Here is a 23,757-nt window from a genome sequence, read left to right as displayed (position 1 = left end):
CCGAGATGGCTACCGAATACACCTGGTACGGCGACGCCGACGTCGACACGGATTCCTTGCGCGCTTTCATCGCGACCACCACGGGCGGAGAGCAGCACGCCGACGGAACCGTGTTCTTCCCCGGCATGTATGTCTCGTCCGCCCGCGCCGAGGGCGACGACGTGAACCCGGCGGTGGAGCTGTTCGGCTTCAAGGAGCGCTTCAGCGCGACGTTCCGGCTCTCCAAGCAGGCCGACGAGCCGGCGCAGCAGCACGCCACCGCTCTGATGGCGCACACCCTGATCGCGTTCGCCACGCGGTTCGGGGGCCACGGCGTGCTGCTGTTCAACGGCGAGGACAACATCCTGCAGTACGGCGAGGGCACGGTCACCTTCGGCGCCGAGTGGGAGGACTGGGCGGAGAACCCGGAGACGGCGCCCCTGCTTACGCAGTTCCCGAGCCGGGTGCTTCCGCAGCCTCTGCTCTGAGCAGTGGCCGCACCAGGGCGGCGAAATCGTCGGGGCGCTCGATCTGGGGCATGTGGCCGGTGCGCTCGAAGAGGTGCCACTGGGCCTTGGGCAGCGCCACCCGCGCCGCCGCGAGGTGGGCGCACGGCAGGATGTGGTCGCGGTCGCCCCACACCAGCAGGGTGGGCTTGTCGTGGCGGGCCACCCGGGGGAGCAGCTCGGAGCGCCAGCCGGCGGCGATGCCGCGCAGGCCGCCCAGGGCCCTGGCGATCTCGAGGTAGACGGCGGCGAAATCGGGCTGGCGGGCGATCTTGATGGCCATCTCTATGCGTTCCGGGGTGACCATCGCGCGGTCGGCGAAGAGGTTGCGCTCGACGCGCGGGGCGGTGCGGCGGTCGATGTGCGACAGCAGGGTGCGGCCCATGCCAGGGATCGCCAGCATGCGCAAGGCGAAAGTCACCTCTTTGCCGAAGCCGGCGCTGTTGACCAGGGTCAGCGTCGACACCCGATCGGGCTCGTCGACCAGCATCTGCATCGACACCGCGCCGCCCAGGCTGTTGCCCATCAGGTGGATCGGGTGCGCCCGGTCGACGCCGAGCGCGTCGAGGGTCGCCCACACGCCGTCCGACAGGGTGACCAGCGTGGTCGAGTCGGGGTGGCGCTGGCTCAGGCCGAAGCCGGGCATGTCGATGCTGATCACCCGGTGGGACTCCGAGAGCAGCGGGTGCTGGGCCGACCAGTCCTCGAGGCTGCGGCCGATGCCGTGCAGCAGCACGATCGGCGGCGCGGACTCGTCGCCGGTGGCCTCGTAGCGGATCCGGGCGTGGCGCACGTCGACATAGCTCATCGGGCCACTCCCTGCGGCGTGGTGGTGCGGGAACCCCGGGACGCGCGGGCCGACGTCGCGGCGCGCACGATCCGCTCGTGGCCGACCGGCAGCAGCCGGGCCAGCAGGTCGGGAACTTTCGCGCTGGAGGCGATGAGCACGCGGGCCTTGCGCTTGGCGACGCCGTCCAGGATCTGCCGCGCGGCCTTGTCCGGCGGGTAGGTGAGAAGTTTCGCGAAAATCTTCCGGTTGGGCTCGACCTCCTCGGCCGGCACGCCGCTGCCGACCGGGGCGTTCTCGGCGATCCGGGTGCGGATGCCGCCGGGATGAACCGTGGTCACGCCGATCCCGTCGTCGGCGAGCTCGGAGTGCAGCACCTGGCTCAGGCCGCGCAGCGCGAACTTGCTCGCGCTGTAGGCGGACTGCCCGGCCGGCGCGATCAGCCCGAACAGGCTCGACACGTTCACCAGGTGCGCGCCGGGCGCGGCCTTCAACGCCGGGAGCAGCGCGTGGGTCAGCAGGAAGGGCGCGCGGAAGTTCACGTTCATGACCTTCTCGAACTCCTCGACCGTGACCTGGTCGAAGCGCCCGCCCAGCGCCATCCCGGCGTTGTTGATCAGCAGTCCGAGGGCGGGATGCTCGGCGAGGACCTGGGTCGCGACACCTTCGACGGCGGCGCGATCGGACAGGTCGGCGACGAGAGTCTGCACCGACCGGCCGGGGTGCACGCGGTCGATACGGCCGGCCACCTCGCGCAGGCGGACGGCGTCGACGTCGATCAGCACCAGATCGCTGCCGCGCGCGGCCAGGCCGTAGGCCAGCTGCTCGCCGATGCCGCTGGCCGCGCCGGTCAGCACCGCGGTGCGGCCGGGGAAGAGGTACGGGGTCATGAGGCGATCTCCTCCAAGGGGGCGGGGGCGGGCCGGCGGGTGAAGGTCATGTCGCGGGTGACGTCCGCGCGGGGCAGGCTGAGGGCGTCGCTGAGATAGTTCTGGCGAACCAGCCACGGGTCTTTCTCACCCTGCCGGGGAAACATGTCGAGCGCGCGCTGCACGTACCCGGAGGAAAGATCGAGCAAGGGACGGCCCTGACCACCGGTCTCGCGCGGCTCGGCCACCGCGTAGCCGTGCCGGTCCATGTGCTTGAGCAGGCGCATCACATAGCGGTGGACCAGGTCGGCGCGCAGCGTCCAGGAGGCGTTCACATAGCCGATGCAATAGGCGAGATTGGGTACGCCGCTGAGCATGATCCCGCGGTAGGCGGTGTGCTCGCCGATCGCGACCGGCGCGCCGTCGACGGTGACCCGCACGCCGCCGATCGGCACCAGCGACAGTCCGGTCGCCGAGACGACGATGTCCGCTTCGAGCACCTGCCCCGAGCGCAACCTGATCCCCTCGGGCACGAAACTTTCTATGTGGTCGGTGACGATCGACGCGCTGCCGTCCCGCAGGACCTCGTACAGGTCGCCGGACGGGATCACGCAGAGGCGCTGATCCCACGGCTCGTAGCGCGGGTTGAAGTGCTCGTCGACATAGGCCGGATCCTTCAGGGCGCGCACGGCGAAAGAGCGCAGGATTTTCCGTACGCGTGCCGGCCGTCGCCGGGCGAGCTGGTAGAAGCCTTGGGTGAGGAGGATGTTCTTGGCCCGCGCGATCCGGTTGGCCGCCCCGGCCGGCAGCACGCGGCGTAACCCGTTCGCGATGACGTCGCGTCCCGGCAGCACCGTCATGTAGGTGGGGGAGCGCTGCAGCATCGTCACGTGCCCGGCCTCGCCGGCCATCGCGGGGACGAGAGTGACCGCCGTGGCGCCGCTGCCGATGACCACGACCTTCTTGCCGGCGTAGTCGAGATCCTCGGGCCAGAACTGCGGGTGCACCAGCCGCCCGGCGAAGTCGGCCATGCCCGGGAAGTCGGGCTGAAAGCCGGTCGCGTAGTCGTAGTAGCCGGCGCAGGCGTACAGAAAATCGCAGGTCAGCGTCGAGCCGTCGGTCAGGCGCAGCGTCCAGCGGCCGCCGGCCCAGTCGGCGGTGACGACCCGCGAACCGAAGCGGATGTGCGGCATGATGCCGCCCTCGGCCGCGGTCTCCTCGATGTAGCGGCGGATCTTGTCGCCCGGCGCGATCGACTCCGGCTCCCGCCAGGGCCGGAACGGGTAGCTGAGCGTGAACATGTCCGAATCGGATCGGACGCCGGGGTAGCGGAACAGGTCCCACGTCCCGCCGATCGCGTCGCGGGCCTCGAGGATCGCGTACGTCTTGCCGGGCAGCCGCTCCTGCAGCCGCCACGCCGCGCCGATCCCGGACAGGCCGGCGCCGATGATCAGAACGTCGAAATGTTCGGCCATGGTGGGAGTCTCGTCAACCGCCCCGCTCCCGGACTTGCCTTCGCGCGACACTGATTTATCCTTTCGCGACATGGGATCGATGGTGCGGGCCGCCGGGCTGCGCGGACTGCCCGGCCTCATCGACGAGCTCGAGGGCGACGGCCGGGCCCTGCTGGCGCGCCACGGCGTCGACGCGGGCCTGCTCGACACCGACGACGCGGTGATCCCGTCGCTGTCGGCCGGCCGGATCCTCGAGGCGGCGGCCGCCGACCGCGACTGCCCCGACCTCGGCCTGCGGCTGGCGGCGCGGCAGGACATCGCGGTGCTGGGACCCCTGGCGATCGCGATCGAGAACTCGGCGACCCTCGGCGAGGCGCTCGACTGCGCGACCCGGTTCCTGTTCGTGCACTCGCCGGCCCTCACGATCACCCAGGTGCCGGACCCGTCGGGCCGCCCCGGCGTGGTCGCGCTGCGGTACGGCTCGACCGACCTCGACCCGCTGCCGCCGCAGGTGTGCGACAACGGGCTCGGTCTGCTGCACCGCATCACCGTGTTGCTCGCCGGTGGCCGTTACGGACTGCGATCGGTGCACCTCACGCACCGCCCGCTCGCACCGGTGGCCCGTTACACGGAGTTCTTCGGCTCGGACGTGCGCTTCGGTCAGGAGGCGGCCGTGCTGCGGGTGCCGGCCACCATCCGGGACGCCAAGGTGAGCGGCGCGAACCGGGTGCTGCGCGAGGTCGCCGTGGACTACATGCGCACCCATTTCAAGGCGCCCGAGCAGCCGCTCGCCGACCGGGTCCGGCGGCTGATCACGCAGTCGCTCGGCTCGTCGCCGGTCGACATCGCCGCGGTCGCCCGGCGCCTGCAGGTCCACCCGCGCACGCTGCAGCGCCGCTTGGCTGAGGACGGCACGACGTACGAGAAGCTCTTGGACGATGTGCGGCGCGTGACGGCCCATCGCTTGATCTCCACGACGGACATGCCCTTCACCCAGATCACCGCGATGGTGGGCCTGACCGAGCAGTCGGCGCTGACCCGCGCGGTGCGCCGCTGGTACGGCCGCAGCCCACGCGACCTGCGCCGGACTCAGTGAAACCACGGCGGCGTGCCCGTCCCGGAGAGCCGCACGCCGCCCCACGGGTCCGGTTCGCTCAGCCGCACCGAGGTCTCGGCCGAGCCGGGGATGGTCAGCAGGCCCTCGCGAAGGCCGCCGCCGACCCGCTCGTGCAGCGCGGCGTCCGGCGTCGTGCGGCCGGCCCACCGGAACCGGCCCTCCACCGGCTCGAAGTGCGCCGACATGCGGATCGAGACCGCCAGGGACTCGTCGCCGACGCGCAGGGTGGCCGGGCCGCGGTACTGCTCGTCGGGAAGGTCAGCTTCCATGCGTGGTCTCCTCCTGGTACGCGGCCAGGCCGCCCGGGATGTCGGCGGCGTGCTTGATGCCGGAGACGCCGCCCCACAGGAAGGTCGTCAGATAGTCGCCGAGGGCCTCGCGGCTGATCGGCTGCTGCTGGCGCAGCCACCAGTCGCCGACCGCCTGGACGTAGCCGACCACCCCGTACGCCCAGGGCAGCGCCGCCCCGGAGTCGAGGCCGCGCGCCCGCAGCCGGTCCCCGAAGATGCGGGCCAGGCCGCTGGCGACCGTGTCGACGACGTCCGCGACCACGTCCCGGTGCCGGGTCACGTCGGGCTGGTGCACGACGAACTGGTATAGGTTCGGGTCGGCGGCGATGTGCGCCAGGTACGCCTCGATCGCGGCGGCGATCACGTCGCGCTCCTCGCGCACCCGGGCCACGGCCGGGACGATCGCGTCGAGAACCATGCCCGCCGCCTCCTGGCCGACCGCGAGCCACAGCTCGGACTTGTCGGCGAAGTAGCGGTACAGCACCGGCTTGCTGACGCCCGCGTGTGCGGCGATCGCATCCATCCCGACCTCGGGGCCGAGCTCGCGGATCGCCTCGATCGCGGCCGCCGTCAGCTCGGCCCGCCGCTGCTCGCGGTGGCCCGCCCAGCGGCCCTTGCGCCCGTCGATGTCTCCCTGCATAGTACTAGGAGTAACTGTTACTTCGGGTAACGTCAAGTAGGTCACAAGGGGCTCTTATGACGACGACGGACCGCGACCGCACCGCCAGCCGCCTCCTGCGTTCCTCCGCCGAGCACTCGTACGACCCCGAGGTGGAGATCGACTGGGAGGCGCCGTTCGCGCCGGACCTGTACTTCGTGCCCCCGCACCGCTCGAGCCTCTACGGCACGCAGCTGTGGGAGGGGCTCACCGAGGAGCAGCGGATCACGCTCACCCGGCACGAGGTGGCGAGCATCGCCGGGCTCGGCGTCTGGTTCGAGACGATCCTCATGCAGCTGCTCATCCGCGGGTACTACAAGCAGGACCCGACCGCCGCGCACGCGCAGTACGCGCTCACCGAGGTCGCCGACGAGTGCCGCCACTCGGTGATGTTCGGCCGGATGATCGACCGCCTCGGCACGCCCGTCTACCGCCCCGAGGGTGTCGACGCGTTCCTCGGCAAGTGGATCGCCACCACCGGCACCGGCCCGCGCATGTTCGCCGCCATCCTGATCTGCGAGGAGATCCTGGACACCCTGCAGCGCGAGGCGATGGCCCACGAGCAGGTGCAGCCACTGGTGCGCATGGTCAGCCGGATCCACGTGGTCGAGGAGGCCCGCCACGTCCGCTACGCCCGCGAGGAGCTCGCCCGCCAGGTGCGCGCCGCCGGCAAGGGCCGGCTCGCCTTCGACCGGCTGGTGATCGGCCGCGCGGCGTACCTGTGCGGCACCCGGCTCATCCACCCCGGCGTCTACCGCTCGGTCGGCATCGATCCGCAGGCGGGCCACAAGGCGGCGATGGCCAACCCGCATTTCCGCGAGACCCTCCGCTGGTCGGGTGAGCGCGTCGTGGCGTACCTCGACGACCTCGATTTGATCGCCGGCGCGGGCAAGCAGCTCTGGCGTATGTCGGGCCTGCTGCCGGCGGCGTCCTGAGGGGAGGCCCGTCACACGTTTTTGTCCGGTAGGCGGGTTGACCTGGGATATTACTCAGAGTGACAGTGGTTCTCCTGACGCAGAGTAAGGAGAGCCCGGCATGGACGACGCACTGGCCGCGTACGGCACCGGTCACGCCGACGGGATGGCCGGCGTGCGGGACGCCACCCGGGCCGAGGACCCGCAGACCGGCCCCGACTACCTCGTCGGCGTCGGCGACGGGCAGATGGCCGCGTTCGAGGAGGCCCTGATCGCCGCCGTCCGCCGCGCGATGGGTGACAAGCTCGATGGATGACGAGTTCGAGGCGTACGAGGCGGGCCGCAAGGACGGGCTGGCCGCCCAGCGGGACCCCGCGCGCGCCGGCCACCCCGCCCTCGGCCGCGACTACCGGATGGGCTTCATCGACGGCCGCATGGAGATCTACCGCATGCACGCCGACGTCCGCAAAATCGTCGAGGACGGCCAGTAATCCCGTCATCTGGGAGCCTGGCGCGCCGATTTGGGATCTCACAAGCAGGTGGGCACCGTTGTGAAAGCGCGTTGACGCCGCCGAAACGCCGGCTCGACGAAGCGGTAACCGCAGGTAGCGACGCTTGCGGGAACAAAGGCGTGTGTGAGAGGGAGCGGATGACGACCGAGGGCGTGCTGACGGGCTTCACCGTCGCGGTGACCGCTGAGCGGCGCCGGGACGAGATGACGGCGCTGCTCGAGCGCCGCGGGGCCCGGGTGTTCACCGCCTCCGCGCTCACCATCGTCCCGCTCGCCGACGACGAGGCGCTGCGCGCGGCCACCGAGGCCTGCATCGGGCTCGCCCCCGACCTGGTCGTCGCCACCACCGGCTTCGGCTTCCGCGGCTGGATCGAGGCCGCCGAGGGGTGGGGTCTCGGCGACCGGCTGCGCGAGGTGCTCGGCCAGGCCCGCATCCTCGCCCGCGGCCCCAAGCCGTGCGGCGCGATCCGGGCGGCCGGGCTCACCGAGGAGTGGGCCGCCAAGACCGAGGCGTCCGAGGAGATCCTCGAGAAGCTCCTCGCGGAGGGCATCGCCGGGCACCGCATCGTCGTGCAGGAGCACGGCGAGCCGCAGACCGAGTTCGTGGCCGCGCTGCGGGCGGCCGGCGCGGCCGTGGTCGAGGTGCCGGTGTACCGCTGGGTGCCGCCGCCGGACACCGCGCCCGTGCGCCGCCTCGGCGAGCTGATCACGGCCGGTCAGATCGACGCGGTGACCTTCACCAGCGCGCCCGCCGTCAAATCGTTCTTCCAGCTGGCCGGCGACGGCGTCCTGCCCGCCCTCAAGGACGGGCCGCTCGTCGCGTGCGTCGGCCCGGTCACCGCGGCGCCGCTGATCGAGCGGGGCGTCCCGGTGGTGATGCCGGAGCGGTTCCGCCTCGGCGCCCTGATCAAAACCGTGACCGACGAGCTGCCCAAGCGGGCGGTCCGGCTGCGGGTCGCGGGCGGGACCCTGGAGGTACGGGGTCACGCGGTCCTCATCGACGACGAGCCGGCCCGCCCGCTCGCCCCCGCCGCGATGGCCATCCTCAGCGCGCTGACCGCCCGGCCCGGCGCGGTGGTCTCCAAGGAGCAGCTGATCGCCGCCCTGCCCCGCGGCAACGACGGCCACGCGGTCGACGTGGCGGTGGCCCGGCTGCGCACCGCGCTCGGGTCCGGCAAGCACATCGAGACGGTCATCAAGCGCGGGTACCGCCTGCGCGTGGACGAGCCCGCCTGAACAGGGCAAACCCCGGTCGACGCTGCCCGGACACCAGCACACGAGAGGCAGCGCCCATGAAACCCACCCTGCTCGCCGTCGCCCACGGCACCCGGTCGGCGGCCGGCCGGCGACAAATTCGCGACCTGGTCGCGAAAGTTGCGCGCCGCCGTCCCGACCTGGACGTCCGGCTTGCCTACGCCGACGTCCAGCGCCCGCACGTGAAAGAAGTGGTGGCGGGCGTCCGGGACGCGGTGGTGGTCCCGCTTCTGCTTTCGGCCGGTTATCACGTACGGGTCGACATCGCCGACGCCGTGGCGGGCACCGGTATCCCCGTCACCGCGACGCTCGGCCCCGACGACGTACTCGTGGAAAGCCTGGCCCATCACCTGCCCGCGGCCGACGCTGTGGTCCTGGCCGCCGCCGGTTCGTCGGATCCGGCCTGGCGGCAAAGCATTCACGAGATGGCCGCGGGGCTCGGGGCCTACGTCGCCTACGCGTCGGGCAGCGACCCGAAGGTGGCGGACGTCGTCGCCGATCTGCGCCGGCGCGGCGCCCGCCGGATCGCGATCGCCGCCTACCTGCTCGCCGACGGTCTCTTCTACCGCACTCTGCACCGCGCCGGGGCCGATTCCGTGACTCCACCGCTGTGTCTGGGCCCCGCGGCGGCCGCGCTGGTTCTGCGCCGATACGAGTCGGCGATTCTCACAACGGCGGACCGTCTCTTGTAGGGTTTTCCGAACGTTCGCGCAATCGCGACGGTCACGCCGTAAAACAATGGCCCGGAAACATCACCTTCGTGAACAGACAACGCCTGGTGGTCATTGGAAATGGCATGGCCGGCGCCCGGACGGTGGAGGAGATCCTCGCCCGGGGCGGCGATTTCGACATCACGATGTTCGGGGACGAGCCCTACGGCAACTACAACCGGATCATGCTCTCCAATGTGCTCGCGGGCGTGGAGGACGAGTCCGGGATCTTCCTGAACGACCTCTCCTGGTACGCCGACAACGGCATCACGCTGCACGCCGGGGTGCGGATCGACCGCATCGACCGGTCGAAGAAGACCGTGCACGGCTCCGACGGCAGCGTCACGCCGTACGACAAGCTCGTCGTCGCCACCGGCAGCTCCGCCTGGGTCCCGCCGATGAAGGGCGTGCACGTCCCCGGCCGCGGCTACCACCAGGGCGTCTTCGTCTTCCGCACGCTCGACGACACGCGCGCCATGATCCGGTACGCCCGGGAGCACGAGCGCGCGGTCGTCATCGGCGGCGGCCTGCTCGGCCTCGAGGCCGCCCGCGGCCTGCAGAACCACCTCGGCCACGTGACCCTCGTGCACGCCATGGGCCACCTGATGAACACGCAGCTCAACGAGCGCGCCGGGCGAACTCTGCAGGCCACCATCGAGAAGAAGCTCGGCATCGACGTGGTCGTCGACGGGATGACCACCGAGATCCTCGGCAAGCACGCGGTCACCGGGGTGAAGCTCGCCGACGGCCGGGTCATCGACTGCGACGTCGTGGTGGTCGCGGCCGGCATCCGCCCCAACTCGCAGGTCGCCGCCGACAGCGGGCTGACCGTCGAGCGCGGCATCGTGGTCGACGACCAGATGCGGGCGGCCGGCGAGGACGACATCTACGTCGTGGGGGAGTGCGCGCAGCACCGCGGCGAGGTCTACGGGTTGGTCGCGCCCCTGTGGGACCAGGCGAAGGTGCTCGCCGACCACGTCACCGGGGTGAACGCCGGCGTCGTCTACGAGGGATCGCAGGTGGCCACCAAGCTCAAGGTGGCCGGCGTGGACGTCGCCGCGATGGGCCTGCAGAGCCCCGAGCGCGAGGATGACGAGCTGCTCGAGTTCGCCGAGCCCAAGCGGGGCGTCTACAAGAACGTCATCATCCGCGACGACCGCCTCGTCGGCGCGACCCTGGTCGGCGACAACAGCAAGGCCCTGGCACTGATCAAGGCGTTCGAGAAGGGGCTGCCGCTGCCCGAGGACCGGGCCTCGCTGCTGTTCGACCTGGGCGGGCCGGCGGCCGAGGAGAGCGTCGCCGACATGCCCGACGACGAGCAGGTCTGCAACTGCAACGGCGTCTCCAAGGGCGCTATTTGCGGTGTCGTGCAGGACGGTTGCGGCACGGTCACCGGCGTCATGGACAAGACCCGGGCCGGCAAGGGCTGCGGCACCTGCAAGAGTCTCGTGCAGCGGATCGTCGAGTGGGCGAACGGCGGCGAGGCCGAGGAGGACCCGGCCGCCTCGTACTACGTGCCCGGCGTGCCGATGCCCAAGCCCGAGCTGATGGACGCGATCCGCCTCTACGAGCTGCGCAGCGTCTCGTCGGTGTTCGCGAAGCTCGGCGGCGAGGAGGACGCCAAGAGCAAGATGGGCCTGGCGTCGCTGCTCAAGATGATGTGGGGCGACCGGTACGTCGACGAGCGCGACGCCCGCTTCATCAACGACCGCGTGCACGCCAACATCCAGCGCGACGGCACGTTCTCGGTGGTGCCGCAGATGAAGGGCGGCGTCACCACCCCGTCCGACCTCAAGCGCATCGCCGAGGTCGCCGAGCGGCACGGGGTGCCGATGGTGAAGCTCACCGGCGGCCAGCGCATCGACCTGCTCGGCATTCCCAAGGAGAAGCTCCCGCAGATCTGGGCCGAGCTCGACATGCCTTCCGGATACGCGTACGCGAAAAGTTTCCGCACCGTGAAGACGTGCGTCGGTTCCGACTACTGCCGCTTCGGCGTCGGGGATTCCACGGCCCTCGGGATCGCGCTCGAGGAGCGCTATCAGGGCATCGAGGGGCCCGGCAAGATGAAGCTCGCGGTGACCGGCTGCCCGCGCAACTGCGCCGAGGCGTACGTGAAAGACCTGGGTGTTGTCGCTATTGACGGCGGCAAATGGGAAATCTATGTCGGCGGCGCGGCCGGCGCTCACGTGCGCAAGGGCGACCTGCTGGCGACCGTCGACTCGGCCGACGAGGTCATCCGGCTGACCGGCCGGTTCCTGCAGTACTACCGGGAGAACGGCAACTGGCTCGAGCGCACCTACGCCTGGGTGCCGCGCGTCGGCATCGAGAGGATTCGCGCGGTCGTCGTGGACGACGAGGACGGCATCGCCGCCGATCTGGACGCGCGGATGGACGCCACGGTCGGCGCCTACCGCGACCCGTGGAAGGAACGCGCCGAACCGGTGACGCCCGGACAGTTCCGTACCTCGCTGCCCCTGACCGTGCTGCCCCAGGTTCCGGTGCGCGCATGAGGACCCTCGGTTTCGTCCACGACATCCCCCTCGGGGAGGGCCGCACTTTCGCGGTCGACGGCGAAATGATCGCCGTGTTCCGGCTCCGCGACGGCTCCGTCCGGGCGCTCTCCGCCGTGTGCCCGCACAAGGGCGGCCCGCTCGCCGACGGGCAGATCGACCTCAAGCAGGTCGTCTGCCCCCTGCATCTGTACGCCTGGGACCTGACGACCGGCTGCTCGCTCAGCGGCCAGTCACCGGTGACCTCCTATCCCGTCCGTGTCGACAACGAACAGCTCATCCTGGAGATGTGAATGACAGCCACGCTGCCCGTTGCCCGCCCGGCATCTTCCTCTTTACGCGGACATTGGATCGACGACTGGAGGCCCGAGGACCCCGCCTTCTGGGCCTCGACCGGCGCACCCATCGCCCGCCGGAACCTGATTTTCTCCATCCTGTCGGAACACATCGGGTTCTCCGTGTGGTCGCTGTGGTCGGTGCTGGTGCTGTTCCTCGGCCCCGCGTACGGCATCGACCCGGCCGGAAAGTTTCTGCTCACGGCGGTGCCGACGCTGGTCGGCGCGGCGCTGCGCATTCCGTACAGTTTCGCGGTCGCCCGCTTCGGCGGCCGTAACTGGACCGTCTTCAGCGCGTCCCTGCTGCTGATCCCGGCCGTGCTGGCGGCCTTCCTGATCCGGCCGGGCGTCTCCTACACCACGCTGATCATCATCGCGGCCGTGGGCGGCGTCGGCGGCGGAAACTTCGCGTCCTCGATGACGAACATCAACGCGTTCTACCCCAACCGGCTCAAGGGATGGGCGCTCGGCATCAACGCCGGCGGCGGCAACCTCGGCGTCGCGGCGGTGCAGCTGGTCGGCCTGTTCGTGCTGGCCGTCTTCGGCGCCGGCCACCCCGGCATCGTGGCCGGCATCTACATCCCGCTGATCGTGATCGCCGCGGTCTGCTCGGCGCTCTACATGGACAACCTGACCCAGGCGCGCAGCGAGAAGCGGGCCATGCGCGACGCCCTTGCCGAGGGGCACACGTGGGTCATGTCGCTGCTCTACATCGGAACCTTCGGCTCGTTCATCGGCTTCGGCTTCGCGTTCGGCCAGGTGCTGCAGGTGCAGTTCCACGCCGAGTTCTCCACGCCGGTCAAGGCCGCCTACCTGACCTTCCTCGGGCCGCTGCTCGGCTCGCTGATCCGCCCGCTCGGCGGCGCGCTCGCCGACCGGCTCGGCGGCGCCCGGGTAACTTTCGCGAACTTTCTGGCAATGGCGGTGGGCGCCGGGATCGTGTTGCTCGCCGCCCAGCAGCAATCCCTGCCGCTCTACATCGTCGGCTTCATCGCCCTTTTCGTGCTCAGCGGCCTCGGGAACGGCTCGACCTACAAGATGATTCCGGCAATTTTCAAGGCCAAGCATCCGTACGACGAAAGCAAGGCGCGACGGCTCTCGGGCGCCGTCATCGGCATCGCCGGAGCGATCGGCGCCCTCGGCGGCGTGCTGGTCAACCTCGCCTTCCGGCAGTCCTTCCTGGAGACCAAGAGCGCGGACGCCGCCTACGTAGGGTTCATTGCCTTCTACGCGCTGTGCGTGCTGGTCACGTGGGCCGTCTATCTGCGGCCCGGTGCCCGCACCGCCGGCAAAGTTTGATCCGTCCGGAGGCCGTCCGGCCGGATTTCCGGCCGGGCGGAGGGCTACTGTGTGCGCCCATGGAACTGAACACGGATGTTCCGCACTCGGCCCGCATCTACGACTACCTGCTCGGCGGCAAGGACCATTTCGCCGCCGACCGTGATGCCGCGGCCGCGATCACCGCCGACTGGCCGCATCTGGCCATCTCGATGCGGGCGAACCGCAACTACATGGCCCGCCAGGCGCGTTTCATCGCCGCCGAGCTCGGCATCCGGCAGTTCCTCGACATCGGCGCCGGCCTGCCGACGTCCCCCAACCTGCACGAGGTCGTGCAGCAGGTGGACCCCACGTCCCGGGTGATGTACGTGGACAACGACCCGATCGTGCTGGTCCACGCGCGGGCGCTGCTGACCAGCGCGCCCGAGGGACAGACCACCTACCTCGACGCCAACCTGCGTGATCCGTCGGGGATCCTCGAGTCGGCCGAGTTCCGGGGGACGTTCGACCTGTCGCAGCCGGTCGCGCTGAGCCTGATCGCGATCCTGCAGTTCGTGGTGGACGACGACCTGGCCCACCGGATCATCGACACGCTCATGGAGCCGCTGCCGGCCGGCAGCGTCCTGGCGATGTCGACGGTGACGGCCGACAGCGCGCCCGACGAGGTCAACAAGGGCGTCGCGGCGTACGTCGCCCGGGGCATCAACGAGAAGGCGCGCGACCGGGCGGAGTGCGAGGATTTGTTCCGCGGCCTCGAGCTGATCGACCCGGGCGTGGTGCTGGTGAACCACTGGCGCCCGGACGACGCCGCCCGCGCCGTGCCCGACGAGCACGTGCACATGTACGGCGGCGTCGCCATCAAGCGCTGAGCTAGCTCGAGTACACCTCGAGCGTCGAGAGCTGGCCGGCCGGCCAGCCGGTGTTCCCGCTGACGGTGACCTTGACATAGCGGACGCTTGTCGGCGTCGCGGTGAGGGTCACCGTGTTGGCGCTGCCGGGATCGAAGACGCGGGCCGCGCCGGCGACCAGCGTCGTGAAGCTGGAACCGTTGGCGCTGCCCGAGATCGCGAGCGTCTGGGTGCGGGCGCCCCAGCCGGGCGGGAGCTTCAGGACGACGCGGCCCACCGTGGCGGCGGCGCCCAGGTCGACCTGGACCCACTGGGGAAAGGCGTTGTTCGTGCTCTCCCAGTAGGTGCCGGCGTCGCCGTCGACCACGTTGCCAGGGCCGTAGGACTGGGTGTAGCCGCTCGTGGACGTCGCCTTGCCGCGGGCCAGGTCGGTGACCGGCGGCTGCGGCGGTGCGCTGTTCGCGTACGCGCTGATCTGGGAAAGTTGCGCCGCCGGCCAGGCGGTGTTGGACGCGAAGCTCAGCCGCAGGTTTCGCACCGCCGTGCCGGGGAGCGTGACGGTGACCGCGTTGCCGGTGGCGGGGTCGAAGACGTAGCCGGTGGCGGCCTTGAGCGTCGCGCCGGTGCTGCCGTCCTGGACGGTGATGGTCTGGGTGCGTCTCTCCCAACCGGCGGGGAGTCTCAGCACGACGCTGGTCAGGGCGGCCGCCGCGCCGAGGTCGACCTGGAACCACTGCGGGAAAGCGTTGTTGGTGCTTTCCCAGTAGGTGCTGACGTTGCCGTCGGTCGCGTTGGCGGGCGCGAAACCGCCGTTGCTGCTGCTGGCGCCGGCCGGCTTGCCGGCCGCGAGATCGCCCGTGGCCGGGGGCGGCGTCGTGCCGGTGGTGGGCTGGGTCGGTCTCGTCGCGGTGAGGGCGATCTGTCCCTTGAGCATCTTGCCGCCGTCGGTGGTGATGCGCAGGTAGTAGTCGGCGTCGCAGCGGGTGCCGTCCTCGTCGAGCGCGCGGATGCCGGTGCCGGCCGGGATCGACGCCTGCGTCTCGGCGGTCTTCGCGATCTGGTTGCCCTCGTTGAACTCGTCGAACATGGAGACGTAGAGGCCCTGGGCGCCCAGCCGGACCATGTTGTAGATGCTGCGCCAGTAGTAGTCGCCGTGCCGGCGGTGGCCGGAGGACAGGTCGCCGGGGAGCACGCAGGGCTGGTAGTCGATGCCGTGCGCGTTGCAGTCGGCCTGGTCGGCGGTGTTCACGTTGGTGTAGAACCAGTCGAGCCCGTCGAGGTCGCCGGTGCGGCCCACCATCCACGGCGAGATCGCGTGGAAGGCGTGGTAGACGTCGAGGTATCCGGCGCGGCTGTCGTTCTTCCCCTCCCGCCAGTAGGTGGGCACGCCGCCGATCACGTAGCAGCCCTGGCCCTTCAGCCAGTTGATGACGTCGAGGCACGCGGCCGGCGAGAACGTGTGGTTCTCATCGTTGAAGCCGAAACCCCAGATACAGACGACGGGCTTGCCGTTCTGCCGGGCGTACGCGGAGGACGCGGTCAGCGCGGAAATTTTCGTGGACCAGTCGGTCTTGATCTCCGGCTGCATGTTCGGCCAGCCGCTGACGTCCCACATGATGTAGAACTTGCGGCCGGTCGCCTCGGCGGCGGTGCGGACCTTCTGGTACATCGCGTCGCGGGTCGGGCCCTCGTCGCCGAACGGGTTGAACCGCTGCAGGGCGGCGGTGTCGATGCCGTACGTGCGCATCCAGCCGAAATGGGTGTCGACCGTCTGCTGGTCGTAGGAGGAGAAGAGCGACGCGGGGCCGCCGCCGCCGAGATTCGGGTACGCCGTGGGGTAGGCGTGGGTGTAGTCGCGCATGTCGGGCCACGAAACGATCGTGGTGTTGCTGGGGGACGGCGGCTGGAAACGATCGCGGCTCCAATGCCACCAGCCGCCGATCGGGGCGCCGTCGCCCGGGCAGGAGAACCAGCCCTGGTAGCCGACGGTGACCTTCCCGACGACGTCGCCGGGCGGGGAGGCGGCCTCGGCCACGGTCGCTTCGGTGAGGACGGCGGCGGCTGGGGAAAGTGCCGCCGCCGAGAGCAGGGTGCGCCTGGAGAGAGGCATGGGGACTCCTGGCTCGTGGGGGGATATCGACGGTCATCGTGACAGCACGCGTCACAGGATTGCAATAGTTGGACTGGTTGTGGAAATTTCGTGGTAGCCCTCCTGTAATTGCCCGGCGTGATTGACTTCGGGCATGCTGCCATGGAGTTACGACCTCGCCGGCCGGTTGCATCACGAGACGATCGAGTCGGCGCTGCTACGCGACAACCCGCTGGGCGATCCCCACGTCCGCCCGCTGTGGGTGTACACCCCGCCGGGCTACACGGAATCCGGCACCGAGCGCTACCCGGCGATCTACGTGATCCAGGGGTACAGCGGCCACGTCGGCATGTGGTCCAACCGGTCGCCGTTCCGCCAGCCGTTCACCGAGACCGCCGACGCGGTGTTCGCCCAGGGCGAGGCGCCGGGCTGCATCGTGGTCTACGTCGACGCGTGGACCGCGTACGGGGGCTCGCAGTTCGTCGACTCGGCGGGCACCGGGAAGTACCACTCGTACCTGTGCGACGAGGTCGTCCCGTGGGTGGACGCGCGCTTCCGTACGATCGCGGCGCCGGCCTCCCGCGCGATCAGCGGAAAGTCCTCCGGCGGTTTCGGCGCGATGATCACCCCGATGCTGCGGCCCGACCTGTTCGGCGCGCTCGCCACCCACGCCGGCGATGCCCTGTACGAGTACTGCTACCTCAACGAGTTCGCGAAAGCCGCGCGGGGTTTGCGCGACTACGACCACGACATCCAGAAGTGGTGGGCCGACTTCCGCAGCCGCACGGCGTTCACCAAGGAGAGCGACATGCTGCTCCTGCTGGTGCTCGGGTGCTCGGCCGCGTTCAGCCCCGGCGCCGACGGCACCCCGCAGCTGCCGTTCGACGCGCGCACCGGCCAGATCATCCCTTCGCTCTGGGACAAGTGGCTGGAGTGGGACCCGATCCGGATGCTCGACCGGTACGCGGACGCGATGCGCTCCCAGCGCGCGATCTGGATCGACGCCGGCAAGAGCGACGAGTGGTTCCTGGACCTGGGCGCCGAGTCGTTCCGGGCCGGCCTCGAGCGCATCGGCGTGCCGGAGGACCGGATCCACTTCGAGCTGTTCCCGGGCGCCCACGGCGGGATGGACTATCGGTACCCGCAGGCCCTCGCCTGGCTGGCCAACCGCCTCGAGCGCGACTAGGAAACTTTCGCGGCGGCACCACCGGGCCCGGTGGTGCCGCTCCGGAGGCCCACGACGCGTGGGCGGAAGATCGTCGGGAGGTCAATGCCATTCTCCCGGTGAATGCTCCTTGGCGGACGTGCTTACTCGGCAAGCACCAGTCTCGTTGAGGGGTCGGCGATGGGCGAGTCGCAATCGATCAACCTGTTGGCTCTTATTGTCGCGCTGGCCGCCGTGGTGACGTCGTCGATCCTGGCTTGGCGCGCCCTTCGCCTGAATCACAACGCCAACCATCTCCCCGTCGTGCTCGAGGCGCTGAAGGCGCAGCGATCGGGCAAATTCACGCGCCAGGAAGCAGAACTCTGGGACGAGCTGCCCAAGCACGACGTCTCCCTCGGCTTCACCAATCTGCCCGAGCCGATTCGCGGCGACGCCTTCGAAATAAGCTGCTATTACCAGCACCTGGGCTGCCTCGCGGAGTACGGCGTCGCCGACTGGGATTTCATCGCCGTGCAGATCACCTATCGCATGCTGCGAACTTGGGACTGCATCAAGCCGTACGTCGACGCCGAGCGGCAGTATCGCGGGTCGCAGAACTCCTTCCTCAACTCCTACGAACGTTTCGCGGAGAAAGCGAGGGTGGCCGATATCGACGCCGCGACCGAGCGGCTCTACCGCCGGGGGAGGAGCTCTCCGCAAATCCGGCTGGCGTCGATTTCCCTCCGGCGGCGGAATGCGTCGCTCGGCGAATCCCCGTGAATCCCCGGCCGGGTTCGCTAGGCCTCCTCGAAATGCCGGATCAGGGTCCCCAGGCTGCGCAGCCATTCGCGCGCCCGCGTGTTCCACCCCTCGCCGCCGAGCAGGAAGACCGCCTCGCCGCCGAGGAAGGCCATGCCGATCAGGCCGGCCACGTCCTCGGCGCGCAGCGGGCCCAAGGAGCCGAATCTTTCCTCCGCCTCGCGGGCCACCCCGACGAGCACCTCGAACCAGGCCTCGAGCAACCCGAGCACCTTGGCCGCGACCGTCTCGTCCGACCAGCCGGCCGCGATCATCTCCTGCAGGACGCGCACGTAGCCGGACCGCAGGTCGTCGTCGAGGAAGTCGCATGCCTGCTCGTATCGCTTCCACAGCGGCATGTCGGTGCCGTACATCTGCCGCTGGCGCGAAAGTAGCGCGCGGTTCTCGTACTCGAGCAGCGCCAGCAGGACGCCCTGTTTCCCGCCGAAGTGGTAGTGGATCTGGCTGAGCGGGACGCCGGCCTTCTCGGCGAGGCTCCGGGTGGAGAACCCGGCGTAGCCGTGCGACTGCAGACGGACCTTGGCCGCCCGCACGATCTTCTCCGCTGTCGGATTCATGTCTCCCACCCCCTTTCCTCGGTCGGTCGACCGAATCATACTGACATCGGTTCGGTCGGTCGACCGACCGAATGAGTTGAGGGAGGAAACATGGTGCGCAAGATCTACGCCGTCGTGGTGTATGCCCTGTTCGCTGCCGCTTTCCTGTACACGGTGGGCTTTCTCGCCGACGCGGTGGTGCCGAAGGGCATCGACGACGGCACGGTCCGGCCCGCCTGGCAGGCGATCCTGGTGGACCTGGCCTTGCTGGGCGCCTTCGCGGGCCAGCACACGGTGATGGCGCGGCCCTGGTTCAAGAGCCGCTGGACGCGGATCATCCCGCCGTCCGTCGAGCGCAGCACGTTCGTCCTGGCCGCGACGGCCCTGCTGATCCTGCTGCTGTGGCTCTGGCAGCCGCTGCCCACCTCCGTCTGGACGGTCGGGCCGGGCTGGGCGCGCGCCCTGCTGTGGACGCTCTACCTGGCCGGCTGGGGCTTTCTTTTCTTCGCCACTTTCGCGCTCGGCCACTTCGACCTTTTCGGCGTGCGTCAGGCACTTTCGCGGAAATATTCGGAGCCCGAGTTTCGCGAGCCGTCGGTCTACCGCTACGTCCAGCACCCGATCATGGTCGGCTTCCTGATCGCGTTCTGGGCCGCGCCCGACATGAGCGCCGGCCGGCTGCTCTTCGCCGGTGCCTCCACCGCGTACATCATGGTGGGTGTGCGCTTCGAGGAGCATGACCTCAAGCAGCAGCTCGGCGCCCCCTACGCCGACTACGCCGCCCGGGTGCCGCGGTTCATCCCGCGCCCGCCGGCCAGGACTGTGCAGGGGACGGTGACCGATGACCGCGCTGCGGCCGAACGCTGACGGCTTCGTCGAGCACAAGGGCACAAAAATCAATTTCCACGTGTACGGCGAAAGCGGGCCGACCATCCTGCTGCTGCCGACGTGGACCCTGGTGCACAAGCGGATCTGGAAGATGCAGGTCCCGTATCTCTCGCGCCATTTCCGGGTCGTCACCTACGACGGCCCCGGCAACGGCGGCTCCGACCGGCCCCTGGAAACTTTCGCGTACAGCCAGGAAAGCCAGGTCGCCTACGCGCTCGCCGTGCTCGACGCGACCGGCACCGGCAAGGCGGTGGTCGTGGCGCTGTCCCGCGCCACCAACTGGGCGCTCGAGCTCGCCGCCGAGCATCCGGAACGCGTGCACGGCACCGTGACCATCGGCCCGGCGATCGCCCTCCCGCCGCAGGCCGCACGCTCGACCAACCTCGACATGGCGGCCTCGGCGCCGCAGCTGCCGCCCACCGCCGTGAACCGGCTCGGCACGGATCCGCAGGCGCACTGGGCGAAATACAACTGGCAGTACTGGCTGGACCACTACGAGGATTTCGCCTGGTTCTTCCTCGGCCAGTGCCTCCCCGAGCCGCACTCCACCAAGGCGATCGAGGACGGCGTCACCTGGGCCCTGGAAACCACGGGCGAGGTGCTGGTCGCCGAGAGCCGCGCCCGCCGCCCGAGCGAGGAGACGATCCGGGACTGGTGCTCGCGGATCGGCAGCCCGTTGCTTGCCCTGCACGGCACCGACGACCGGGTGTCCCCGCTCGCCCGCAGCGAGTTGCTGAGCGAGCTGACCGGCGGCGACCTGGTCACCATCGAAGGCGCCGGGCATGTTCCGCAGGTGCGCGATCCCGTACGCGTCAATCTCTTGATCGGTGAATTCGCCGCCCGTTTCCGGAAACTTTCGCCGAGCCGGCGCGTCTGGCCGCGGTGGAGCAGCCGGCCGAAGAAGGTGCTGTACCTGTCCTCGCCGATCGGGCTGGGCCACGCGCGGCGAGATCTGGCGATCACGCGACAGCTCCGCGCAAGGCATCCGGGCGTACGTGTCGACTGGCTCACCCAGGACCCGGTGACCCGGATGCTGGCGGAGGAGGGCGAGCGGGTCCATCCCGCGAGCCGTCACCTGTTCAGCGAGTCCGCGCACATCGAGGACGAGTCCGGCGAGCACGACCTGCACGCGTTCCAGGCGCTGCGCTCGATGGACGAGATCCTGATGAACAACTTCATGGTGTTCCACGACGTCGTCACCGAGGAGCAGTACGACCTGGTCATCGGCGACGAGGCCTGGGACGTCGACCACTTCCTGCACGAGAACCCGGAGCTCAAGCGGTTCCCGTACGCGTGGCTGACTGATTTTGTGGGTTTTCTTCCCATGCCCGGCGACGACGAGCGCGCGACCCGGGTCGCCGCCGACTACAACGCCGAGATGATCGAGCGCATCGCCCGCTTCCCCCGCCTGCGCGACCGCGCGATTTTCGTCGGCGACCCCGGCGACATCGTCCCCGATCGTTTCGGCCCCGACATGCCGTTCATTCGCGACTGGACGCAATCGCACTTCGAGTTCGCCGGCTACGTCACCGGCTTCGACGCCGTCGACCGTTCCGCGCTGCGCGACTCGCTGGGCTACCGCCCCGGCGAGCCGGTCTGCGTCGTCACCGTGGGCGGCTCCGGCGTGGGCGGCGACCTGCTCCGCCGTGTCGCCGACGCGTACCCCGAGGCCGCCCGGCGCGTACCCGGCCTGCGCATGATTCTCGTGACCGGCCCGCGCATCGACCCTTCCACCGTCCCTGCCCGCGACGGCTTGGAGGTGCACGGCTACCTGCCCGCCCTGCACCGTCACCTGGCCGCCGCCGACCTGGCCGTCGTGCAGGGCGGCCTGACCACTTGCATGGAGCTGACCGCGAGCAACAGGCCGTTCATCTACGTCCCGCTGCGGCGCCACTTCGAACAGAACCTCCACGTGGCGCATCGCCTCCGCCGCCACGGCGCCGGTCGCCGGATGGACTACGAGACCCTCGACCCGGATTCGCTGGCCGAGGCCATCGCCGAGGAGATCGGCCGCGAGGTCCGCTACCGCCCTGTCCCGGCGGACGGCGCCGACCGGGCGGCGGCGATGCTGGCCGACCTGCTGTGAGCCCGCGAACCTCTACGGTCGAAATCGTGATCCAGGAGGAGGAGCCGGGCGCAGCCGATCACCGGGACGTGGAGCGGGAGCTTCTCGCGGCCGGGTGGACCGCCTGCGGCGCCGGGGACTGGGCGATCGCGCTGCGCTCCCCGGACGGCACCGCGGCCGCCCGGATCAGCCCGTTCGACCCGACCGGGCCGTACACGGTCACGCTGTACCGGCTGGCGGCGCGGACCGGGCAGGTGCCGCGGCTCTTCGAGCACCGTCGCCTGGCAGGGGGTGGCGATCTGCAGGTGATGGAGTGGCTCGGCCCGGTGCCGGAGGACGAGGCCATGGCGTTCCAGCGGGCTCTCGCGGCGGGGGAAGCCTCCGTCGCGAGACTTGCCGGCATCGTGCGCGAGGTCCACGACCGGGCCCGGCGCGAGCTGCCGTGGTGCGGTCCGCTGGACCACAACCCGGCCAACGTCATGCGCGCCGCCGACGGCCGGCTCGTCGTCACTGACCTGTTCTACGCCGACGGCCCCGACCTGTACCGCACGGCGGCGAGCAATCCCGATCTGGTTGTCGCGCGAATACCCGAGGACGAGCGGCGTTTCATGACCGAGATTCCGCTCGCCTCCTCGGGCCCGTGGCAGCCTGGGGAGAAGGAGGCGATGCGGGCCGCCCTGGCGGCCGCCGACGAGCGGAGGCGGACCATGGACGTCAAGGCCATCAACAAGCGGGTGATCGAGCAGTTCCGGGCCGGCGGCGAGATCGAGGGCATGCACCGGGAGGGCCTGCTGCTGCTCACCACGACGGGCGTGCGCACCGGGCAGACCCACACGACGCCGATGATGTTCTTCCGCGACGGCGACCGCCTGCTGGTGATGGCGTCGAACGCGGGAGCGCCGGCCGACCCGGACTGGTACCGCAACCTGGTCGCGCATCCGGCGGTGAAGGTCGAGATCGGCGAGGACGCCTACCCGGCCACGGCCACCCCGCTGGCCGGTGGCGACCGCACCGAGGCCTGGGCCGCGATCAAAGAGGCGTACCCGTTCTTCGCCGACCACGAGGCCAAGGCCGGCCGCGAGATCCCGGTCGTCGAGCTCGCCCGCGCCTAGCGGCCGATCGCTTCCTCTCCGGTGCTGCCGTCGACCAGCCGGCGCGAGCCCAGCGGCGACGACAGGTCGATCGGGAAGAGACGCAGCGGCGGGTACGCGTGGTCGCGGTTCTTCTGGTCGCACATGATCGGCGGCGCCGACGGCGAGCACGCGCCGCGCAGCGTGACGGTGACCTGGTCGGCGGTCTCGTCGACGGTCATCGCGCCGGCGTCGAAGGCGCCGTCCACCGCGATGATCAGGTCGGCGCCGGCCGGGGTGCCGCCCAGGTCGGCGAGGAAGCGCCGGTCGGGCGTGGCGTACCGCCAGATCGCCACCGGCGTGCCGGTCTTGGCCGGCGGCGGCGCCGCGGTGAGCTTCGCCGACGAGATGCCGAAGAGCTGCTGCCGGGCTTTGCGGGCGTCGGCGGCGTCGTGCTCGGGCGAGTTGTCGTTGCGGATGATGACGAAACCGAGGACGATCACCAGCACGATCGTGCCGACGCCGGCCGCGCGGCCGAGGTTGTAGGAGAGGTCGCTCGGCTCGTTGGCGTCCGGGTCGCGGTAGCGCCAGGCGTTCAGGATGCGCCACTGCTGCCGCGGCGCGATGACGGTCCACAAGGCGAAAGCGATGAGCAGCACGCCGCCGATCAAGAGCCCCACAAGGTCACTCTCGCACGATCATGCAAGCCGGTCGCGGGGTCGGTGGCGGCGATCAGGGCGGTTCGCTGGTCGGGGAGAGGCGGTCGAACCAGGGCGGCGGCCACGTGCCCGCGGGGATGCCGCCGGCCAGGCCCAGGTCGGCGCGGGCGCAGCGGTAGAACTCGCGGCGCGCCTCCTCGAACTGGTCGAGGGCGTCGGCCCAGGCCTGCTCGCCGGTGAGGACGCCGTGGGCGAAGAACTCAAGCTGCCAGACGGACTGATGCCAGATCCGGGCGGCCGTCAGGGTGTCGGTGTGGCCGAGCAGGAGCACGGTCTCCCACTTGGCGGTGTGGTCGGCGACGGCCAGGAGCAGTTCGGCCTGGCCCTCGCCCTGGGGGATGGGCTCGGAGGCGTGCCGCAGTGGTCGCCGATGAGGGCGCCGATGAGGGCGCCGAAGAGGGCCGCGA

At 70.2% G+C, this 23,757-nt stretch carries 25 protein-coding genes; 16 read left to right on the top strand and 9 right to left on the bottom strand.

What is annotated here, in order from left to right:
- Window positions 1–5 precede the first annotated feature (5 nt).
- Window positions 6–467: a SitI3 family protein gene (locus ACQPZX_RS26320; protein WP_433385443.1), complete on the top strand. Its 462-nt coding sequence runs from the start codon at window positions 6–8 to the stop codon at window positions 465–467.
- Here ACQPZX_RS26320 and ACQPZX_RS26315 read toward each other — a convergent pair.
- Genes ACQPZX_RS26315 through ACQPZX_RS26305 form a run of 3 tightly spaced genes read right to left on the bottom strand, consistent with a single transcriptional unit; the run spans window position 424 to window position 3,616 of the window.
- Window positions 424–1,293, bottom strand: coding sequence for an alpha/beta fold hydrolase (locus ACQPZX_RS26315; protein WP_433360210.1), 870 nt, complete (start codon window positions 1,291–1,293; stop codon window positions 424–426). The two genes, ACQPZX_RS26320 and ACQPZX_RS26315, sit on opposite strands and share 44 nt — an antisense overlap.
- Window positions 1,290–2,162 (bottom strand): SDR family NAD(P)-dependent oxidoreductase, encoded by an 873-nt coding sequence (locus ACQPZX_RS26310; protein WP_433360207.1) that lies wholly within the window; start codon window positions 2,160–2,162, stop codon window positions 1,290–1,292. Before ACQPZX_RS26310 ends, ACQPZX_RS26315 begins: the two co-directional genes overlap by 4 nt.
- Entirely contained in the window at window positions 2,159–3,616 is a 1,458-nt protein-coding gene (locus ACQPZX_RS26305) for a flavin-containing monooxygenase (protein ID WP_433360204.1), read from the bottom strand. Before ACQPZX_RS26305 ends, ACQPZX_RS26310 begins: the two co-directional genes overlap by 4 nt.
- Window positions 3,617–3,686: 70 nt before the next feature.
- On the opposite strand from ACQPZX_RS26305, the gene ACQPZX_RS26300 reads away from it, so the two are divergent.
- A complete protein-coding gene (locus ACQPZX_RS26300) occupies window positions 3,687–4,691 on the top strand; it encodes an AraC family transcriptional regulator (protein WP_433360201.1) in 1,005 nt (334 codons plus the stop codon).
- On the opposite strand, the gene ACQPZX_RS26295 is transcribed toward ACQPZX_RS26300, so the two are convergent.
- Both ACQPZX_RS26295 and ACQPZX_RS26290 read right to left on the bottom strand, forming a co-directional pair.
- Window positions 4,685–4,981 (bottom strand): DUF4873 domain-containing protein, encoded by a 297-nt coding sequence (locus ACQPZX_RS26295; protein WP_433360198.1) that lies wholly within the window; start codon window positions 4,979–4,981, stop codon window positions 4,685–4,687. The genes ACQPZX_RS26300 and ACQPZX_RS26295 overlap by 7 nt on opposite strands.
- On the bottom strand, window positions 4,971–5,642 hold the full coding sequence (locus ACQPZX_RS26290; protein WP_433360195.1) for a TetR/AcrR family transcriptional regulator: 672 nt from the start codon (window positions 5,640–5,642) through the stop codon (window positions 4,971–4,973). Before ACQPZX_RS26290 ends, ACQPZX_RS26295 begins: the two co-directional genes overlap by 11 nt.
- Before the next feature lie 56 nt (window positions 5,643–5,698).
- Here ACQPZX_RS26290 and ACQPZX_RS26285 point away from each other — a divergent pair, with 56 nt between their 5' ends.
- The 9 genes from ACQPZX_RS26285 (at window position 5,699) to ACQPZX_RS26245 (ending at window position 14,041) form a co-directional block, all read left to right on the top strand.
- Window positions 5,699–6,595, top strand: coding sequence for an AurF N-oxygenase family protein (locus ACQPZX_RS26285; RefSeq protein WP_433360192.1), 897 nt, complete (start codon window positions 5,699–5,701; stop codon window positions 6,593–6,595).
- 100 nt (window positions 6,596–6,695) lie between these two features.
- A complete protein-coding gene (locus tag ACQPZX_RS26280) occupies window positions 6,696–6,890 on the top strand; it encodes a hypothetical protein (RefSeq protein WP_433360189.1) in 195 nt (64 codons plus the stop codon).
- Window positions 6,883–7,065, top strand: a complete 183-nt coding sequence (locus ACQPZX_RS26275; protein WP_433360186.1) for a hypothetical protein — start codon at window positions 6,883–6,885, stop codon at window positions 7,063–7,065. Before ACQPZX_RS26280 ends, ACQPZX_RS26275 begins: the two co-directional genes overlap by 8 nt.
- Before the next feature lie 158 nt (window positions 7,066–7,223).
- The gene (locus ACQPZX_RS26270) at window positions 7,224–8,321 is read left to right on the top strand and encodes a uroporphyrinogen-III synthase (protein WP_433360184.1); all 1,098 of its coding nucleotides are present in this window, start codon (window positions 7,224–7,226) and stop codon (window positions 8,319–8,321) included.
- A gap of 56 nt (window positions 8,322–8,377) precedes the next feature.
- Window positions 8,378–9,031 (top strand): sirohydrochlorin chelatase, encoded by a 654-nt coding sequence (locus ACQPZX_RS26265; RefSeq protein ID WP_433360177.1) that lies wholly within the window; start codon window positions 8,378–8,380, stop codon window positions 9,029–9,031.
- A 68-nt stretch (window positions 9,032–9,099) separates the two neighbouring features.
- Window positions 9,100–11,559, top strand: a complete 2,460-nt coding sequence (nirB, locus tag ACQPZX_RS26260; protein ID WP_433360174.1) for a nitrite reductase large subunit NirB — start codon at window positions 9,100–9,102, stop codon at window positions 11,557–11,559.
- Window positions 11,556–11,852 carry a Rieske (2Fe-2S) protein gene (locus tag ACQPZX_RS26255; protein ID WP_433360171.1) on the top strand — a complete coding sequence of 99 codons (297 nt, stop codon included), beginning with the start codon at window positions 11,556–11,558 and terminating at the stop codon, window positions 11,850–11,852. Before nirB ends, ACQPZX_RS26255 begins: the two co-directional genes overlap by 4 nt.
- Window positions 11,853–13,193: a nitrate/nitrite transporter gene (locus tag ACQPZX_RS26250; protein WP_433360169.1), complete on the top strand. Its 1,341-nt coding sequence runs from the start codon at window positions 11,853–11,855 to the stop codon at window positions 13,191–13,193.
- A gap of 59 nt (window positions 13,194–13,252) precedes the next feature.
- On the top strand, window positions 13,253–14,041 hold the full coding sequence (locus ACQPZX_RS26245) for an SAM-dependent methyltransferase (RefSeq protein WP_433360166.1): 789 nt from the start codon (window positions 13,253–13,255) through the stop codon (window positions 14,039–14,041).
- 1 nt (window position 14,042) lies between these two features.
- Here the strand turns inward: ACQPZX_RS26245 and ACQPZX_RS26240 are convergent, their stop codons facing one another.
- On the bottom strand, window positions 14,043–16,130 hold the full coding sequence (locus ACQPZX_RS26240) for a galactose-binding domain-containing protein (RefSeq protein ID WP_433360163.1): 2,088 nt from the start codon (window positions 16,128–16,130) through the stop codon (window positions 14,043–14,045).
- A 133-nt stretch (window positions 16,131–16,263) separates the two neighbouring features.
- Between ACQPZX_RS26240 and ACQPZX_RS26235 the strand changes: the two genes are divergently transcribed.
- A complete protein-coding gene (locus tag ACQPZX_RS26235) occupies window positions 16,264–17,295 on the top strand; it encodes an alpha/beta hydrolase (protein WP_433360160.1) in 1,032 nt (343 codons plus the stop codon).
- Between the two features lie 159 nt (window positions 17,296–17,454).
- Entirely contained in the window at window positions 17,455–18,033 is a 579-nt protein-coding gene (locus ACQPZX_RS26230; RefSeq protein ID WP_433360157.1) for a hypothetical protein, read from the top strand.
- A 17-nt stretch (window positions 18,034–18,050) separates the two neighbouring features.
- On the opposite strand, the gene ACQPZX_RS26225 is transcribed toward ACQPZX_RS26230, so the two are convergent.
- Window positions 18,051–18,629: a TetR/AcrR family transcriptional regulator gene (locus ACQPZX_RS26225; RefSeq protein ID WP_433360154.1), complete on the bottom strand. Its 579-nt coding sequence runs from the start codon at window positions 18,627–18,629 to the stop codon at window positions 18,051–18,053.
- 90 nt (window positions 18,630–18,719) lie between these two features.
- Between ACQPZX_RS26225 and mddA the strand changes: the two genes are divergently transcribed.
- Genes mddA through ACQPZX_RS26210 form a run of 3 tightly spaced genes read left to right on the top strand, consistent with a single transcriptional unit; the run spans window position 18,720 to window position 22,673 of the window.
- Window positions 18,720–19,475 (top strand): methanethiol S-methyltransferase, encoded by a 756-nt coding sequence (mddA, locus tag ACQPZX_RS26220; protein ID WP_433360151.1) that lies wholly within the window; start codon window positions 18,720–18,722, stop codon window positions 19,473–19,475.
- The gene (locus tag ACQPZX_RS26215; RefSeq protein WP_433360148.1) at window positions 19,450–21,582 is read left to right on the top strand and encodes an alpha/beta fold hydrolase; all 2,133 of its coding nucleotides are present in this window, start codon (window positions 19,450–19,452) and stop codon (window positions 21,580–21,582) included. The genes mddA and ACQPZX_RS26215 overlap by 26 nt, the downstream gene beginning before the upstream one ends.
- A 26-nt stretch (window positions 21,583–21,608) precedes the next feature.
- A complete protein-coding gene (locus tag ACQPZX_RS26210) occupies window positions 21,609–22,673 on the top strand; it encodes a nitroreductase/quinone reductase family protein (protein WP_433360145.1) in 1,065 nt (354 codons plus the stop codon).
- Here ACQPZX_RS26210 and ACQPZX_RS26205 read toward each other — a convergent pair.
- Window positions 22,670–23,311 (bottom strand): DUF6199 family natural product biosynthesis protein, encoded by a 642-nt coding sequence (locus ACQPZX_RS26205; protein ID WP_433360142.1) that lies wholly within the window; start codon window positions 23,309–23,311, stop codon window positions 22,670–22,672. The genes ACQPZX_RS26210 and ACQPZX_RS26205 overlap by 4 nt on opposite strands.
- A gap of 52 nt (window positions 23,312–23,363) precedes the next feature.
- Window positions 23,364–23,621, bottom strand: coding sequence for a hypothetical protein (locus ACQPZX_RS26200; RefSeq protein WP_433360139.1), 258 nt, complete (start codon window positions 23,619–23,621; stop codon window positions 23,364–23,366).
- Window positions 23,622–23,757 lie beyond the last annotated feature (136 nt).

The sequence above is a fragment of the Actinoplanes sp. CA-142083 genome, from assembly GCF_050942195.1.
GTDB lineage: Bacteria > Actinomycetota > Actinomycetes > Mycobacteriales > Micromonosporaceae > Actinoplanes.
The sequence above is the reverse complement of the archived record's forward strand: the minus strand, read 5'-3'. Positions and strand labels throughout refer to the sequence as shown.